Source organism: Nocardia sp. NPDC049149, assembly GCF_043197455.1.
Classification (GTDB): domain Bacteria; phylum Actinomycetota; class Actinomycetes; order Mycobacteriales; family Mycobacteriaceae; genus Nocardia.
Window position 1 is genome coordinate 20,917 of sequence record NZ_JBICTD010000016.1, and the last position, 16,638, is coordinate 37,554.

Consider the following 16,638-nt stretch of genomic DNA (forward strand, 5'->3'; position numbering starts at 1 on the left):
GTGAAAGGGACAGGCGATGGAGATCACGGTTCGGCAGGCGATGACGCAGGATCGGGACGCGGTCATCGAGGCGTTCGGCATCGCCAGCCCCGACGAGGCGGTCACGGCCTGGGTGCTGGAGGGATATCCGTTCGAACAGTTCAGCGGGGACTATGTGCCGACCCTCATCGACCGGGCGCTGCGCGACGACGAGATCTGGCTCGCGGGTACCGAGTCGGAGATCTGGGCGGTGTCGATCTGGCAGCACGTGGAGTCGGTGGCGCGGTTCGAGCATGAGGCCGTCGAGGCGCGTGCGGTTGCCGCAGGCTCGCCGGATGTGCGTCCGCTGCAGCGGGTCTCGGTGGTGACCGACCTGCTGGCGCGCTCGCATCCGCGCGAGTTCCCGCACCGGTACCTGCAGGTCATCGTCACGGTGCCGGAGCACCGCGGCAAGGGTGCAGGCGGCGCGATCCTCGCCGATCGCACGAAAGCGGCCTCCTCGGCGGGAGTGCCCGCCTACCTCGAAGCAAGCACCGAACGTTCCGCACGCCTCTACACCCGAATGGGTTTCGCGCACACCGGCACCCTGCACGAGTTGCCGGAGGGCGGACCGACCCTGCGCCCCATGTGGTTCCGCGGCTGATGCTGTCCCGAGTGGGAACTGGTGGCGGCGTTCGTCGAGGCCTCCGCCACCAGTTCCCACTCGATCGTGAAACGGTGAGTCGGCGGGGCTCGACGGGCGGGCGGCGTGGGAGTGGTCCCATGATTTGCGAGCGGCGGATAAGCTTCGCCGGGTGACCGACTCGAACCTGCTGCAAGGCCCAATTCACGGTGTACACGTCGAGCTGGGGGCGACTTTCGCTCCGTTCGGCGGATGGGAAATGCCCGTCTCCTATGCGGGGACGGTGGCCGAACATCAGTCGGTCCGCACCACCGTCGGACTCTTCGACGTGAGCCACCTCGGCAAGGCGACGGTGCGTGGTGCGGGCGCGGCGGAATTCGTGAACTCCGCGCTCACCAACGACCTCGGGCGGATCCGGCCGGGCAAGGCGCAGTACACGCTGTGCTGCGCGCCCGACGGTGGCGTGATCGACGACCTCATCGCCTACTACGTGAGCGACGACGAGATCTTCCTGGTGCCCAACGCCGCGAACACCGCGGCCGTGGTCGCCGAGCTGCAGAAGGTGGCGCCCGAAGGCATCACGGTGACCGACGAGCACCGGGAGTACGGCGTGTTCGCGGTGCAGGGACCGCGCTCGACCGAGGTGCTCGCCGCGCTCGGCCTGCCCACCGAGATGGAGTACATGGCCTACGCCGACGCCGAATGGGACGGGCGGCCGGTGCGCGTCTGTCGCACCGGCTACACCGGCGAGCACGGCTACGAACTGCTGCCGCGCTGGGCCGACGCCGAGGCGCTGTTCCGCGCGCTCGTCGCTCAGGTGCAGGCCGCCGACGGCCAAGCCGCAGGCCTCGGCGCCCGCGACACCCTGCGCACCGAAATGGGATACCCGCTGCACGGCCACGAGCTGTCGCTGGAGATCTCCCCGGTGCAGGCGCGCACCGGCTGGGCGGTCGGCTGGAAGAAGGCGGCGTTCTGGGGCAAGGAGGCGCTCGAGCAGGAGAAGGCGGCTGGCCCGCGCCGCACCCTGCTCGGCCTGGAAGCCCTCGACCGCGGCGTGCTGCGTCCGGGCCAGACCGTCCTGCACGACGGTGCCCCGGTCGGCGAAACCACCTCGGGCACTTTCTCGCCCACCCTCAAGATCGGCATCGCCCTCGCCCTCCTCGACACCGAAGCGGGCCTCGAGCCTGGCACCGAGGTCGAGGTCGACGTGCGCGGACGTCGCCTCCGCTGCAAGGTGATCCGCCCACCATTCGTCGAAACCAACACCAAGTAGTCACCGACCGGTGCGCGTCCCAAGGTGCGCGCACCGGTATCGGCTGTGTTCCACGGTGATCTGCCCGGTCGTCGTCGAGGCCGCCGCCAAGTAGCCACTCGAACTGGTGCGTGCCGCTACCGCCCGCGTTCCACGGTCGCTTTGGGGCCGATTCGTAGTAGTTGCTCGAGCGGTGCGTGTGCCGCGGGTGCACCGCCTGTGGGGGGATCACCACGCGGCGATCCACCCACATTCGGCGACGACCCGGCGGGCGGCGGAAGGCATGTGGTGCGCCGAGGGTCCGGCGGAAGCGACTCAGGATGACCCGCGCGGACGTGGCGACTGGCCGCTGTTGCCGGTGCAGGGTGTGGTTAGTGCCCGGGCTGTTGGTTCGAGATGTTCCGGGGCCGGACATATCGGGCGCCGGCCTTTCGTAATCCATGACGGCATGGCGCGGGACCCCGGGCGGGCGTCGGCGTTTCGCTCCTCGGCGTGTCGCAGGGTGTTCGTGGGGAGAGTGCGCAGGATGCGAACCGGGCGGTGTGGTTTCCTGCGGTGATTTAGTGCCCAGAGTGCAATCTGGTGCGCGAGTGGCGGTGCTGGCGTGAACTTTTGCGGTGAGGTGGGCAATCGGGCGCAAACCATGAAACCGGCCCGGATAGGATCACCTGCATGACCGTTGCTGCACAGTTTGCCCGTGTCCCGCATCCCGCGCCCGCCCCGGCGCAGCGGCGACAAGAGGTACTGGCGGCGCCCGGCTTCGGGCGGTTCTTCACCGACCACATGGTGTCGATCGACTACGCCGACGGCGAATGGTCCAACGCGCGCGTCGAGCCCTACGGCCCGCTCGCGCTCGACCCCGCGACGATGGTCTTCCACTACGGCCAAGCCATCTTCGAAGGACTGAAGGCGTACCGGCAGAGCGACGGCAGCATCTCCTGCTTCCGCATCGACGCGAACGCCGCCCGGTTCGCCAGGTCGGCCAAGCGGATGGCGATGGCCGAACTGCCGGAAGAACTGTTCATCGAATCCGTGCGTCAGCTCCTCGACGTCGACCGCGACTGGGTGCCCGCGGCAGGCGGCGAAGACTCGCTGTACCTGCGTCCCTTCATGTTCGCCACCGAGGCGGGCCTCGGCGTGAAGCCCGCGTCCGGCTACAAGTACCTGCTGATGGCTTCCCCAGCGGGCGCCTACTTCCCGCGCGGCGTGAAGCCGGTGCGGGTGTGGCTGTCGACCGATTACGTGCGTGCCGCTCCCGGCGGCACCGGCGAGGCCAAGGTCGCAGGCAACTACGCCGCCTCACTGCTCGCGCAGGCGGAGGCCAGCGAAAAGGGCTGCGACCAGGTGGTCTGGCTGGATGCGTGCGAGCGCCGCTACGTCGAGGAGATGGGCACCAACAACCTGTTCTTCGTCTTCGGCTCCGGCTCCGAGGCACGGCTGGTCACCCCGGAACTGTCCGGTGCCCTGCTGCCCGGCATCACCCGCGACTCGCTGCTCACCCTCGCCGCCGACTCCGGTTTCCCGGTCGAAGAGCGCAAGGTTTCGGTCGAGGAATGGCGCAAGGGTGCCGAATCCGGCGAAATCACCGAGGTTTTCGGGTGCGGCACCGCCGCGGTGATCACCCCCGTCGGCTGGGTCCGCACGGGCGAGGGTGAATTCACCATCGGCGGCGGCGAGCCAGGCGAGGTCACCATGGCGCTGCGCGACACCCTCACCGGTATTCAGCGCGGCACCTTCGCCGACATCCACGGGTGGATGCGCGGCATGTAGTTCGACGAGTGACACACCGGTGGCGGTCGTTTCGACCGCCACCGTCGCTCAGCTCGGCATGAACATGTGCCATTGCTCGAGGGTTTGGGGACGCAGCACGTAGTTCTTGTCCCGGACAGTCGAGAGCGGGGCGTGCGGTTCGTCCGAATACCAGTGGCCGGGGTAGACGACTGGATCACCGGGCAAACCCGCCAAATAGCGCAGGCTGCGGAACATTTCGTCGGAATCGCCGCCGGGAAAGTCGGTGCGGCCGCAGCCGTCGACGAACAGGGTGTCGCCCGCGATGAGCCGATCATCGAACAGGAAACACTGACTGCCCGGCGTGTGGCCCGGTGTGTGCAGCAGTTCGATATCGAAGGCGCCGACACTGACCTTGTCGCCGTGCTGATGGCCGGTGAGTTCGCTCTCGGCGATGCCGGTGACATTGGCCACCCAGGACAGCTCCTGCGCGTTGACATGCACTGGGACGCTTGTCTTTTCGAGCATCTCACGCACGCCGCCCAGCGTGAACCCGAGCATCGTGCCACCCACGTGGTCCGGGTGGTGATGGGTGGCGAGTACCCCGGTCAGCCGCAGCCCGTCGCCCTCGGCGATATCGACCAGATCGCTCGCCGCGTACGCCGGGTCGACGACCACGCATTCACCGGTGTCCCGATCGCCGATCAGGTACGCGAAATTGCGCATCTGCGTCGCAATCGGATCGCCGACGGCGTAGTCCCGCCCCGACAGCAGCTGGCGAAAATACAGGCGCTCAGAAGACATACCGCACACCTTATTGCCCGACCCAGACGCCGTGCGCGCCGCCGCAGCAATTCCTCCCATCAGTCCCACCCGCACCCCTTGGACGATCGCGGGCCGGGACACAGATTGGACCGATGATCAGTGGGAACTGGTGGCGGCATCCCAAGCGAGAGACCACCGCCATCAGTTCCCACTCGGCGATTCGCCCCGGGAGTGGGCGTCCAATTCTGGACGGGTGGGTGTCGCGAGTGGGACATGGTGGTGACTGAGTCCGGTGTCAGAAGGAGAGGGACAGGGTGGCCGCGGTGAGGGCGACGGAGAGCTCGATGGTTGCGCCGAGGGTGTCGCCGGTGAGGCCGTCGAAGCGGCGACGGCAGTGGTGGGCGAGGAGGGTGGAGACGGCGAGGGCCAGGAGGACGGCGGCGGGGCCGAGCCAGCGGTGGTCCGGAGTGGCGAAGACGGCGGCAGCGAGGACGAGGACCGACCATGCCGCGGCGGTGACAGTGGGTTGAGTGTCTGCGACGAGTGCGCCGAAGCTGGTGTCCGGGGCGGCGGCGATTCCCTTGCGACAAGCCAGCACCACTGCGACGCGGCCGACCATGACCGCAAGGCCGACGGCGAACCATTGCGCTGACTCGGCCAGCGCGGCAAACGAAAACGCTTGGACGCCTACGGCGAACACGATGGCGGCGACGCCGAACGGCCCGGCGCCACCACTTTTCATGATCTGCCGTGCTCGCTCCGGCGGACCGTAGCTGCCGAGACCGTCCATCGTGTCGGCGAGCCCGTCAAGATGCATGCCCCGAGTGATCAACGCCAACGCCCCGACCACAAGTATCGCTGCGAGCTCCGAACTCGCCCCAACCCACACCAACACCCACAGCAACCCGGCCGCTCCCACCCCGAGCAGCCCACCCACCAACGGCGCCACCGTGATTGCCGTCCCCGCCACCCCCCGATCCACCCGCTCCGGCCCCCGCACCGGCAAAACCGTCAGCCACGACACCGCCAACCGCACCCCATTCATCGCCGCGCGCCCAGTGCTGCCGCGTGCCGGTCACCGCGTTCCGGTTCCCGCTCGGCCGTGTTCCGGTTGGTGCGTTCGGGTTCGTGCTCAGCTGTGTTCCGGTTGGTGCGTTTGGGTTCGTGCCCGGCTGTGTTCCGGTTGGTGCGTTTGGGTTCGTGCTCGGCTGTGTTCCGGTTGGTGCGTTTGGGTTCGTGCTCGGCTGTGTTCCGGTTGGTGCGTTCGGGTTCGTGCCCGGCTGTGTTCCGGTTGGTGCGTTCGGGTTCCCGGCTGGCCGCGACTCGATCGGCACGCTCCGGTTTATGCACCAGCGGCGTGGTCGGTCGGGGGGACCGGTTGGTCATTTCCGGAGATCCAGTGGGGGAGTTTCGGATTCGGTCGCGAGCTCGGCCGTGCTGACGCCTGCCTCGGCGAAGGTGGACATGTCGGCGAGGGTGGCGACGGCAGCACGGAGGATGGGCAGGGCGGTCAGCGCGCCGGATCCTTCGCCGAGGCGCATGCCGAGATCGATGACTGGGTCGAGGCGCAGGCGTTGCAACGCCAGGTTGTGGGCGGGCTCGGTGGAGCGGTGGCCGGCGAGCCACCACGCGGAGGCGCCGGGAGCGAGATCTTCCGCGACCAAAGCGGCGGCGGTGACGACGACTCCGTCGAGGATGACCGGGGTGCGGCGGGCGGCCGCCTGCGCGAGGAACGCGGCCATGGCGGCGAAGTCGGCGCCCGCGGCGACCCGCAACAGCTCGACCGGGTCCTTGACGACTGGGCGGGCGCGGCGCATGGCGTCGCGGATCGCGGCGACCTTGCGCGCCCAGCCCGCATCGTCGACGCCGGTGCCGCGGCCAACGGCGACAACAGGTTCGGTGTCGGTGAGGGTCGCGATGAGTGTCGTGGCGGGGGTGGTGTTGCCGATGCCCATGTCGCCCGCGACCAGCAGGTCGGCGCCCGCATCGATCTCTTCGTCGGCGATCGCCTTGCCCGCAGCGAACGCGGCCTGCACCTCGTCGGCGGTGAGCGCGTCCTCGCGGTCGATGGACCCGCTGGAGCGACGCACCTTGTGCTTGGCGACCACCGGATCGGTGTCGGCGTCGACGGAAATGTCGGCGACCCGCACCGTGGCGCCTGCGACGGCAGCGAGGGCGTTCACGGCGGCGCCACCGCCGAGGAAGTTCGCGACCATCTGCGCGGTCACTTCGCTCGGGTACGCCGAAACCCCATGCCGCGCAACGCCGTGGTCTCCGGCGAACACCACAACCCTGGCCCGCTCGAACTGCTTGGGCGGGCACGCGCCCTGACAGGCCGCCACCCAGTTCCCGAGTTCCTCGAGCCGTCCGAGTGCCCCACCGGGTTTCGTCAGCTGCGCCTGGCGCGCCTCGGCGGCCGCCCGGACTGCCGCGTCAGGAGCGTCAACCACCCCGAATTCGTGCGTCACTGTCCACCCTTCCCATCCGGAGCGGCACACCACCACCGCCTCACCGCCCAATCTTGCCCGCCCCACCCACCCCCGCGCACACCACCCGCCCCCACCCCGACAACCCGCGCGTTTCCCGCTCCCCGAACAACTATCAGCCCGCCCGACCCCGCACTCCCACGAGCCGCCCCAACCGCCACACACCAAGCCCCAGCGCCCGCGCCATTCGCGAAACTGCAGCCGCACCCGCCGGTCGCAATCCGCCGCGCGCCGTACGGTCGCGCCGAATCCGCGGGGCGGTGTGTGGTCGTGCCGAGTCCGCTGCGCGCCGGGCAGTCGCGCCGACTCGGCCGCTGCCGCGGCTGAGCTGGCTCGCGCCGCGCGCGCGGCTGCTTCGACTCCGTCACCGGCACGAGCGAACTGGCTCGCGCGACCTCGTCGCGCCTCGCCCTGGCGACGAGTGGTACATGGTGGAGGGGTCTTCTCGGTGTTTGCCGCAGCCATGTGCCACTCGTGGTCTGCGCCGCTGTGGCTTCTTCGGCCGCGCGCGAAGGAGTTTCGCGCGTGCCGCGTGCCGCGCACTCGTGGGGTTGTCTCGACTCGGCTGCCGCCGCGAGTGGCTTGGCTCGTGGGGTCGCTTCGACTCGGCCGCCGCTGCGGGTGAGCTGGCTCGTGCCGCGCGTGTGCGGCTGCTCCGACTCAGCCACCGGCGCGAGTGGACTGGCTGGCGTGGTCTCTTCGGGCCTCGGCGTGGCGACGAGTGGTACATGGTGGAGAGGTCTTCTCGCACTTTGCCGCAGCCATGTGCCACTCGTGGTCTGCGCGGATTGGGTGCGCGCCCCGCAAGGGCTATTTGAGGGGGAGGGGGAGGCCGGCTACTACGAGGACGGCGTGGTCGCAGGCTTGGGCTAGGCGTTGGTTGAGGGTGCCGATTTCGTCGCGGAAGAGGCGGCCGGAGCGGGTGGCGGGGATGATGCCCATGCCGACTTCGGGGGTGACGATGATCAGGCGGTTGGGGTAGGCGGCGACTGCGGTGACGAGGGCGTCGGCGGCGGGGGTGACGGTGCCGCGAGGGGAATCCCAGGCGTCGAGTGCGTCGATGCGGGCGGTGAGCCAGGTGCCGATGTCGTCGATGAGAGTAGTGCCGTCGGATGGCGCAGTGCTGAGTATTGCTGCCGGATCGGCGCTTTCGATCACGTCCCAGTCGGGGGGCCTGCGATCGCGGTGTTTAGCGATGCGTTCGGCGAAGTCGTGATCCGCAGGGTCGGGGATCGAGGTTGCAAGGTAGCGCACCGGACCGGCCGCCGCCGCCAACTCTTCGGCGTAAGCCGACTTGCCCGATCGCGCCCCGCCGAGGACGAGGATCCGGCGCGGTTCGGAGGACGGAACACTGTGCGGCACGTCAGCACGCTATCAACCGCCAACACCTGCCCACGCCAGGCGAACCCCGAGTCGGTCCAGTTCGCAGCTCCCTGATTCAGCTGGACAGAGCCACCACACCCATGAGTTGTCCGTGTACGAGAAGTTGGCCGCGCTTGGGGAGTTGGCCGTGCCCTTGGAGTGGCCTGTGCCCGAGGAGCTGGCCGCGCTTGCGGAGCCAGGCGCGCCAGGGGGCCAGCCGCTCCCGGTGAACCCGGGGTCGGTGCATCGCAGCTCCCTGATTCAGCTGGACAGAGCCACCACACTCCAATGAGTTGTCCGTATTCGAGGAGTCGGCCGCCGCGCCGGGGGAGTTGACCGCGCCCAGGGGAGTCGCCTGTGCCCAAGAATCAACCGTGCCAGGGGAGTTGGCTGCTCCAGGGGAGTCGGCCGTGCTTGGGAAGTCGCCTGGGTCTGGGAAGTTGGCCGTGGCAGGGGAGCTAGCCGCGCCGGGCAACTCAACCAGGAGAGTGCTTGGGGTTGGGGTGGGAGGTGACTTGATTCGGTTGCGCGAGAATGGGATTCAGGCGGAGGTTTCTACGGGTTCGCAGGGGCCGAAGCGGCGGCGGTATTCGGTGGGGGCGATGCCGACGAGGCGTTGGAAGTGGTGGCGGAGGAGGGCGCCGGAGCCGAAACCTGCTCGGGTGGCGATTTGTTCGAGGCCGAGGTCGGTTTCTTCGAGCAGTTGTTTGGTGAGCAGGACCCGCTGGTTGGTCAGCCACTTCACCGGGGTTGTCCCGGTTTCGGCGGCGAAACGGCGGGCGAAGGTGCGGGTGGACATGGTGGAGCGGGCGGCGAGTTCCTCGATGGTGTGCGGGAGGTCGAGGTTGTCGTTCATCCACTCGAGTGTCGAGACGAGGCTGTCGGAGGTGCAGGTGGCGACGGGGCGTTCGATGAATTGCCGTTGGCCGCCGTCACGTTGGGGCGGCACGACCATGCGGCGGGCGATCGCGTTGGCGACGGCGCTGCCGAGTTCGCGGCGGACCAGGTGCAGGCACGCGTCGATGCCTGCTGCGGTGCCTGCGCTGGTGATCAGGTTGCCTTCGTCGACGAACAGCACGTCGGGGTCGACGGTCGCATTGGGGTACAACGCAGCGAGCTCGTCCACGTGGCCCCAGTGCGTGGTGCATTTGCGCCCGTCGAGCAGTCCGGCCGCGCCGGCCATGAACGCACCCGAGCACACCGTGAGGACGATGGCGCCTGCCGCTGCGGCGTCCCGGATGGCGTCGACGACGCGCGGGTCGAATCCGTGCTTCGCGTTGGCGGCGGGAATGGCGATCAGGTCGGCCTTCACCAGCTCTTCGAGGCCGTAGTCGGGGGTGACGGAGACACCGGGGGCGGTGGACCGCAACGGCTTTCCTGGTTCGGCCCCGCAGACCTTGAAGTCGAAGGCTGGCAGGCCGTCGGCGGTTCGGTCCATGCCGAACACCTCGCAGATGACCCCGAATTCGAACATCGCCATGCGATCGGACAGCACCACCGCAACCTTGGACAGCATGCAACCAGTGTACTGGCCGAATCTTTACGAAGGGTGGCAGTACCGCCACTTTCGGCGGGAACTCATTGGGCGCAAAATTACTGCCATGATTACTTTTGCACTCACCCTGGCAGTCATCGTCGGCTTTGCGATCCTCGTGCAGAGCTTCTCCAGCGCAGCATCGACCCCGTCCATCACCGACCGCGACGCCGAGCGCATGCAGGCCGAGCTGACGGCGATGGTCGCCCGCGGCGCTCACCACTAATCCCTCATGTGTCCGCCTACAGAAGCGGCCCGGCTCGGATCCCGAGCCGGGCCGCACTCGTGTACGGGGCTAGACGGCAGTGCCAGGCCCGATACGCGGCTTCGGCGCCCGCATCTTGCGGATCTGCGAAGCGCGCACGAACGCATACCAGCCGATCTTGTAGCCGGTGTCGATGCTGTCCGGGAAGCGCTCCCTGACCCGGTTGTTCACGATCCGCCCGAGCACGAAACCCTCGATGATCATGAAGGCCATCATCACCAGCATCGCCAGCGTGACGATCGTCTGCAGCGCAGGCGCGACGAACATCGACAAGATCAGCACCAGCGCCATCGGCATGAACAGGCCGACCAGGTTGCGCCGGGCATCGACGATGTCGCGGACGAACGCGCGCACCGGTCCCTGATCGCGCGGCAGCAGGTACTTGTCTTCACCGGCGAGCATGCGGGTCCGGCGATCGGCGGCCGCGGCCTTGCGCTCCGCGGAGGCCGCTTTACGGTCCTCCTTGCTGCCGCGGGCGGCCCTGCGCCGAGCGCGGGCCTCCTTCGGGGTCATCGGCGCAGGCGCGACCGGGCCACGGCGCTTGCCTTGTGCGTCACGACGTTTCGGAGTGGGACGGCCCTTGCCCGCGGTGGCGGAAACCGCCGTGCGAGTGGAGCCCGCGGCCGAGCTGTCGTCCACGACCGCCGTCTGATCGGCGGCCGCGTCGGTGGTGCTGGACTCGCCGCGACGGAACAATTTCACACCGACCAGGCTATTCGATGACATACGCGGCAGGAAATGCGGTCCGATTCGCGCAGGTGTGACAGGTCACGCCGGGGACGGCGGCCGCTGGGGTTGCTGAACACGTGGGCGTGTGTTGCTCAGGACCCGGTGGTGGCAAGATGGGGAATAGCAGCCCGCCGAGTGGTGTTGACCGACACGACCCGTGCGCTGTTCACGGGTCGACGACAGGTTCCTCGAGGAGAGTTCATGACTGTGCAGAACGAGACCGCCACCGAAACTCACGGTGCCGTGCTGACCGATGCTGCCGCCAGCAAGGCGAAGGCGCTGCTGGACCAGGAGGGTCGCGACGACCTGGCGCTGCGCATCGCGGTGCAGCCCGGCGGATGTGCCGGCCTGCGATACCAGCTCTTCTTCGACGACCGCTCGCTCGACGGCGACATCGTTGTCGAATTCAGCGGCGTCAAGCTGGCTGTCGATCGGATGAGCGCCCCGTACATCCAGGGTGCCTCCATCGACTTCGTCGACACCATCGAGAAGCAGGGCTTCACGATCGACAACCCGAACGCCACCGGCTCCTGCGCCTGCGGCGATTCGTTCAACTGAAACTGGCCCGAACCGGGCGAACCGCGTAAACAGCCCGCCCCGCGTGATCGTCGATCACGCGGGGTTGCGCGTTTTTCGGCCACGCGGCCAAGTCGATTGGCACACACCGGACTGCGTAGTTCTCGGAGAGACGACCCAAGATTGGTACGGTGATGCGGGGACTTGGTTTCCCGGTTCTTCACCCGCCTGTCTCCTACCGTTGAAGGGCTCAGCCTCGTGTCCATCGCCGTTTCCGCGTCCATTGCCACCGATCACCTCATGCGTTTTCCTGGACGGTTCGCCGACGCACTGCTGGCCGATCAACTCGACCACGTGTCGCTGAGCTTCCTCGTCGACGATTTGCAGATCCGTCGCGGCGGTGTCGCGGGCAACATCGTTTATGCCATGGGGCTTTTGAACCGCACGCCCTTGCTCGTCGGTGCGGTCGGCGCCGACTTCGCCGAGTACCGCCAGTGGCTGGAATCGCACGGTGTCGACTGCTCCGGCGTGCTGATCTCCGAGCGGGCGCACACCGCCCGTTTCGTCTGCACCACCGACGACGACATGGCGCAGATCGCCTCGTTCTACCCGGGTGCGATGAGCGAGGCCCGCGACATCTCCATTGCCGAACTCGCGCAAGCGCATTCGCTGGACCTCGTGCTGGTCGGCGCCAACGACCCAGACGCGATGCTGCGGCACACCGCGCAGTGCCGCGAGCTCGGCATCCCGTTCGCCGCCGATCCGTCCCAACAGCTGGCCCGGCTCGACGGTGAGCAGGCGATCCAGCTGATCGACGGCGCCGCTTACCTTTTCACCAACAAGTACGAGTGGGCGTTGCTGCTGCAGAAGACCGGCCTCAGCGAGGACGAGATCGCGCAGCGAGTCGGCATTCGAGTGACCACGCTCAGCGAGCACGGCGTGCACATCGTCGACAAGGACGGCACCGAGATCACCGTCGGCGTGGTCCCGGAGACCGTGAAGGTGGAGCCGACCGGTGTCGGCGACGCGTTCCGCGCGGGCTTCCTCACCGGCCACACCGCCGGCCTCAGCCTGGAGCGTTCCGCGCAACTCGGTTCCCTCATCGCCGTGCTGGTGCTGGAGACGATGGGCACCCAGGAGTGGACGCTCAACAAGGAAGCCGCGCTCGAGCGGCTGGCAGGTGCGTACGGCGCCGAGGCGGCGGCGGAGATCAAGCCGCTGCTCTGAGGTCAGTACCCGAGCTCGTTCCGGCGAGCCGGTCTTGGACATAGAGTGCTCCTCGGCTTCCGGCGAGGGCCGGTCGTGAACACTGGGTGCTCCTTGACCTCCGCCGAGCGCCGGCCTCGAACGCAGAGTTCCCTCGACTTTCGGTGGGGGCGGTCTCGAACGCGGGGTGCCCTCGACTTCCGGTGGGGCCGGTCTCGAACACAGAGCCCGACGTCCGCCGGTCTCGAACACACAGTGCCCCTCGACCTTTCGGTCGAGGGGCACTCGTTTGTCTCTGCCGGGCCGGTCGCGGGCAAGCATCAAGATCATGGGGTACTGGTGTAGGCATCGCCCGAGAGCGCACCTGCACCAGTACCCCTTGATCTTGAACGCAGAGTGGCCATCGGCTTCCGGCGAGGGCTGGGCACGAGCACGGAGTGGCCTCGGCTTGTGACGAGGGCTGGGCTTGAACGCAGAGTGGCCATCGGCTTCCGGCGAGCGGCGGTCCCGAACATAGAGTGCCCTCGACTTCCCGCGAGAGCCGGTCTTGAACAAAGAGTGCCCCTCGACCTTTCGGCCGAGGGGCACCCTTTCGTCTCAGCCACGCCGGTCACGGGCGGGCATCAAGATCAGGAGGCACTGGTGGCGGCATCGCGCGAGAGCGCTCCGCCACCAGTGCCTCCTGATCTTGAAAGGCTTACAGCGAGACCGGGTAGACCGGCTCCTGGATCTCCGGCTTGATCCGGTCCTCGACGAAAATACCGTGCCAGACCATGAACACCAGCAGGGTCCACAGCCGACGGCTGTGATCGGAGGCGCCTGCGCGATGGGCGACGAGCATGTCGCTGATCGCCTTCTTGTTCAGCAGGTGATCGGTCTGCGATTCGGTGATCTGCTGCTGGGCCCAGTCGTAGAGTTCGGTGCCGCGCAGCCAATGCCGCAGCGGAACCGGGAAACCGAGCTTGGCGCGGTGCAGCACGTGCGGCGGCACGATGCCCTCGAGCGCCTGGCGCAGTGCGTATTTCGTGGTTTCCTTGGTGATCTTCTGCTCGAACGGCAGCCCCTCGGCCACCTTCAGCACCTCGGAATCCAGGAACGGCACCCGCAATTCGAGCGAGTTCGCCATGGTCATCTTGTCGGCCTTGACCAGGATGTCGCCGCGCAACCAGGTGAAGAGGTCCAGATGCTGCATGCGTGCCACCGGGTCCCAGCCGCGCGACTGCGCGTAGATCGGCGCGGTGACGTCCTGATGGGTCCATTCGGGCCGGAATTCGCGCAGCACGGACCGCAATTGGGCGTCGCTGAAGCTGCGCGCGTTGCCGTAGTAGCGCTGCTCCAGGCTCAACGAGCCACGGTGCAGCAGGCTCTTGCCGCGTGTGCCGTCCGGGATCCGCTCGGACAGCTTGCCCGCGAGCCGCCGCAGCCCGCCGGGCAGGTATTCGAACGGCTTGAGCGACAACGGCTCCCGGTAGATCGTGTACCCGCCGAACAGCTCGTCGGCGCCCTCACCGGACAGCACGACCTTCACGTGCTTGCGCGCTTCCTTGGCCACGAAGTACAGCGGCACCAGCGCCGGGTCGGCGACCGGATCGTCGAGGTACCAAACGATTTCGGGAATCGCGTTGGCGAACTCGGCGGGGGAGACGGTCTTGATGACGTGCTTGGCGCCGATCGCCGCCGCGGTCTCGGCGGCGACGTCGGCCTCCGAATAACCTTCGCGTTCGAAGCAGCTGGTGAAGGTGATCAGCTTCGGGTTGTGCCGCATGGCAAGTGCCGCCACCGCGGTGGAGTCGATGCCGCCGGACAGGAACGAGCCGACGGTGACGTCGGCGCGCATGTGCTTGGCGACCGAATCTTCCATCGCCTCGGCGATCTCGCGGTAGCGCGCGGCCGCCGAACCCGGCGCGAACGGACGAACCTTGAACTGCGGCTGGAAGTACCGGGTGGTCTTCGGCGCTTCGCCGGGCCGCACCGTCGCGTAGTTGCCGGATTCCAACCGCCGGATGTCCTTGTGCAGCGTCTCCGCCTCCGGCACGTACTGCAGCACCGTGTAGTGCTCCAGCGCTCGCGGATCCAGCGCGTCGCTCAGGCCGAGCGCGGGCAGCAGTTCCAGCAGGCTCTTCTTCTCGCTGCCGAACGCGGTCCCGCCGGGCCCGGTGGCCAGGAACAACGGCTTGATGCCGAACGGGTCGCGGGCCAGGAACAGCTCGTTGGTCTCGGTGTCCCAGATCGCGAACGCGAACATGCCGCGCAGCTTGCGCACCGCCTCGGGACCCCAGTAGTGGAACGACGCGACCACCGCCTCGCCGTCACCCTCGGTCAGGAACATCGAGCCGTCGGCGAACTCGGCGCCGTGTGCCGCGGCCAGTTCCTCGCGCAGCTCCAGGTAGTTGTAGATCTCGCCGTTGAAGGTCAGCGCATAGCGCTCCCGGTTCTCCGGCGGGCCCCAGCGCAGCGGCTGGTGGGAATGCTCGATGTCGATGATCGACAGGCGGTTGAAGCCGAAGATCATGTGATCGTCGTGCCAGGTGCCGCGCTCGTCGGGGCCGCGGTGCCGGACGCAGTGCAGCGCGTCGTACACCCGCTCCACCACGTCGGGTGCTGCTTCGTCAGATGTCAGAAACCCGAGCAGTCCACACACGGCGTCGGCAACCTCGTTTCTCCGGTCGGGGCGCCACCGAACCGTGGCGTCCACATGTCTTGCGGGGGCGGCGGGCGGTGTCTGTCGCGAGCGGTCGTTCCGGGACGTGCCGGAGCCTGCCCTCGCGGAGAACACAGCGGCCGAAATGTTGTGTCCGAGTATGCCGCACACGCCCGGTTCGCGCCTCGCGCGCACCCTGTCCAGGGCTTTTGACCGGAGCTGTCGGAGCGGACGCGCCGGTGACCCTGCTCGGCGCGCGATCGGCGGAGTGTCGAATCCGACCCGACGACGAACAGGGCGCTCGTTTGGTCTACGCTGCGTAGTACTCAGGCCATTCTCAGGCGGCGCATGCGCACCGGAGACCGGCCTGACATGTGCTTAGAACGTATCGCCGGGCGGTCGCAGCCCAGGCGGTGCAAATGTCGGAATGTGTGGCGACCAGGAAGGCGTGAGCGTGGCGCACAAGGCGAGCGAAGTGATCGGGGCACGACCCTCGGGTCGAGGCCGTATCCTTCGGCGGGCCGGGCTGGCGGTGTCCCTCGGGATCACCGCGGTGCTCGTCTCGGGCTGCTCCATCGACAATGTTTGGCTGCGGTTCGGCTGGCCTTCGGGCATCACGCCGCAGGCCACCAAGATGCGCGAGCTCTGGACCTGGTCGGTCATCGCCGCACTGCTGATGGGCGTGCTGGTGTGGGGCCTGACCTTCTGGACCGTCGCCTTCCACCGCAAGAAGGCCGACTCCCCGGAGTTCCCGCGGCAGACCGGCTACAACGTGCCGCTCGAGCTGACCTACACGGCGGTGCCGTTCGTCATCATCGCGGTGCTGTTCTACTTCACCGTCGTCGTGCAGAACTACGTGCACGAGAAGATCCCCAACCCTGATGTCACCGTCGACGTGACCGCCTTCCAGTGGAACTGGAAGTTCGGTTACCGCAACGTCGATTTCAAGGACGGCGTCAAGTACACCTTCAACGGCATCGACACCACTCGTGAGGCGTCGAACCAGGAGCAGTTGGAGGAGTACAAGGAGCGGACCAAGGACGGTCACCCGCAGCCGGGACCGGTGCACGGCAAGCCGGAGAACGACATCCTGTCCTACCTGCACTACGACACGGTCGAGACCTACGGCTCCAGCAGCGAGGTGCCGGTCCTGGTGTTGCCGACCAACAAGGTGATCGAGTTCCAGCTCGCCGCCGCCGACGTGGTGCACGCCTTCTGGGTGCCGGAGTTCCTGTTCAAGCGCGACGTGATGCCGAACCCGAAGGAAAACCACTCGGACAACATCTTCCAGATCACCAAGATCGAAAAGGAAGGCGCGTTCGTCGGCCGCTGCGCCGAAATGTGCGGCACCTTCCACTCGATGATGAACTTCGAGGTCCGCGCGGTCTCGCCGGAGAAGTTCACCAAGTACCTGGACGCGCGCAAGGCGGGCAAGACCAACGCCGAAGCGCTGGAGTCCATCGGGGAGTCGCCGGTCGCCACATCGACTCGGCCGTTCAACACCGAGCGCACGACCAAGACCGCGGCCGAGGCAAAGTAAGGGACTGATCTGA

The 16,638-nt window shown here is 67.7% G+C and carries 15 protein-coding genes; 7 read left to right on the top strand and 8 right to left on the bottom strand.

Features of this window, described 5'->3' with window-relative positions; all coding sequences use genetic code 11:
• The first annotated feature begins 16 nt into the window (after positions 1-16).
• The 3 genes from ACGFNJ_RS40805 (at position 17) to ACGFNJ_RS40815 (ending at position 3,623) form a co-directional block, all read left to right on the top strand.
• Positions 17-622, top strand: a complete 606-nt coding sequence (locus ACGFNJ_RS40805; RefSeq protein WP_393461431.1) for a GNAT family N-acetyltransferase — start codon at positions 17-19, stop codon at positions 620-622.
• Between the two features lie 151 nt (positions 623-773).
• Complete coding sequence (gene gcvT, locus ACGFNJ_RS40810) at positions 774-1,874, top strand: glycine cleavage system aminomethyltransferase GcvT (RefSeq protein WP_393461433.1); 1,101 nt, start codon at positions 774-776, stop codon at positions 1,872-1,874.
• Between the two features lie 651 nt (positions 1,875-2,525).
• The gene (locus ACGFNJ_RS40815; RefSeq protein WP_393461435.1) at positions 2,526-3,623 is read left to right on the top strand and encodes a branched-chain amino acid aminotransferase; all 1,098 of its coding nucleotides are present in this window, start codon (positions 2,526-2,528) and stop codon (positions 3,621-3,623) included.
• A gap of 48 nt (positions 3,624-3,671) precedes the next feature.
• On the opposite strand, the gene ACGFNJ_RS40820 is transcribed toward ACGFNJ_RS40815, so the two are convergent.
• The 6 genes from ACGFNJ_RS40820 to ACGFNJ_RS40845 all read right to left on the bottom strand — a co-directional run bounded on the left by ACGFNJ_RS40820 (position 3,672) and on the right by ACGFNJ_RS40845 (position 9,710).
• Positions 3,672-4,385: an MBL fold metallo-hydrolase gene (locus ACGFNJ_RS40820; protein WP_069167863.1), complete on the bottom strand. Its 714-nt coding sequence runs from the start codon at positions 4,383-4,385 to the stop codon at positions 3,672-3,674.
• 256 nt (positions 4,386-4,641) lie between these two features.
• Positions 4,642-5,391 carry an adenosylcobinamide-GDP ribazoletransferase gene (locus ACGFNJ_RS40825; protein ID WP_393461437.1) on the bottom strand — a complete coding sequence of 250 codons (750 nt, stop codon included), beginning with the start codon at positions 5,389-5,391 and terminating at the stop codon, positions 4,642-4,644.
• On the bottom strand, positions 5,388-5,732 hold the full coding sequence (locus tag ACGFNJ_RS40830; RefSeq protein WP_393461439.1) for a hypothetical protein: 345 nt from the start codon (positions 5,730-5,732) through the stop codon (positions 5,388-5,390). Before ACGFNJ_RS40830 ends, ACGFNJ_RS40825 begins: the two co-directional genes overlap by 4 nt.
• Positions 5,729-6,814: a nicotinate-nucleotide--dimethylbenzimidazole phosphoribosyltransferase gene (gene cobT / locus ACGFNJ_RS40835; RefSeq protein ID WP_393461441.1), complete on the bottom strand. Its 1,086-nt coding sequence runs from the start codon at positions 6,812-6,814 to the stop codon at positions 5,729-5,731. The genes ACGFNJ_RS40830 and cobT overlap by 4 nt, the downstream gene beginning before the upstream one ends.
• Positions 6,815-7,642: 828 nt before the next feature.
• A complete protein-coding gene (cobU, locus tag ACGFNJ_RS40840; protein ID WP_393461443.1) occupies positions 7,643-8,194 on the bottom strand; it encodes a bifunctional adenosylcobinamide kinase/adenosylcobinamide-phosphate guanylyltransferase in 552 nt (183 codons plus the stop codon).
• A 541-nt stretch (positions 8,195-8,735) separates the two neighbouring features.
• The gene (locus tag ACGFNJ_RS40845) at positions 8,736-9,710 is read right to left on the bottom strand and encodes a helix-turn-helix domain-containing protein (RefSeq protein ID WP_393461445.1); all 975 of its coding nucleotides are present in this window, start codon (positions 9,708-9,710) and stop codon (positions 8,736-8,738) included.
• Positions 9,711-9,795: 85 nt separating this feature from the next.
• Here ACGFNJ_RS40845 and ACGFNJ_RS40850 point away from each other — a divergent pair, with 85 nt between their 5' ends.
• Positions 9,796-9,954 (top strand): hypothetical protein, encoded by a 159-nt coding sequence (locus ACGFNJ_RS40850; protein ID WP_393461447.1) that lies wholly within the window; start codon positions 9,796-9,798, stop codon positions 9,952-9,954.
• 69 nt (positions 9,955-10,023) lie between these two features.
• Here the strand turns inward: ACGFNJ_RS40850 and ACGFNJ_RS40855 are convergent, their stop codons facing one another.
• Entirely contained in the window at positions 10,024-10,695 is a 672-nt protein-coding gene (locus ACGFNJ_RS40855; protein WP_393461449.1) for a DUF3043 domain-containing protein, read from the bottom strand.
• Positions 10,696-10,923: 228 nt separating this feature from the next.
• Between ACGFNJ_RS40855 and ACGFNJ_RS40860 the strand changes: the two genes are divergently transcribed.
• Positions 10,924-11,280, top strand: a complete 357-nt coding sequence (locus tag ACGFNJ_RS40860) for an iron-sulfur cluster assembly accessory protein (protein WP_069165132.1) — start codon at positions 10,924-10,926, stop codon at positions 11,278-11,280.
• A gap of 216 nt (positions 11,281-11,496) precedes the next feature.
• On the top strand, positions 11,497-12,465 hold the full coding sequence (locus ACGFNJ_RS40865) for a carbohydrate kinase family protein (RefSeq protein WP_393461451.1): 969 nt from the start codon (positions 11,497-11,499) through the stop codon (positions 12,463-12,465).
• A gap of 676 nt (positions 12,466-13,141) precedes the next feature.
• Here ACGFNJ_RS40865 and asnB read toward each other — a convergent pair.
• A complete protein-coding gene (gene asnB, locus ACGFNJ_RS40870) occupies positions 13,142-15,085 on the bottom strand; it encodes an asparagine synthase (glutamine-hydrolyzing) (protein WP_393461453.1) in 1,944 nt (647 codons plus the stop codon).
• A 454-nt stretch (positions 15,086-15,539) separates the two neighbouring features.
• On the opposite strand from asnB, the gene ACGFNJ_RS40875 reads away from it, so the two are divergent.
• Positions 15,540-16,625, top strand: coding sequence for a cytochrome c oxidase subunit II (locus ACGFNJ_RS40875; RefSeq protein ID WP_393461455.1), 1,086 nt, complete (start codon positions 15,540-15,542; stop codon positions 16,623-16,625).
• Positions 16,626-16,638: the final 13 nt, after the last annotated feature.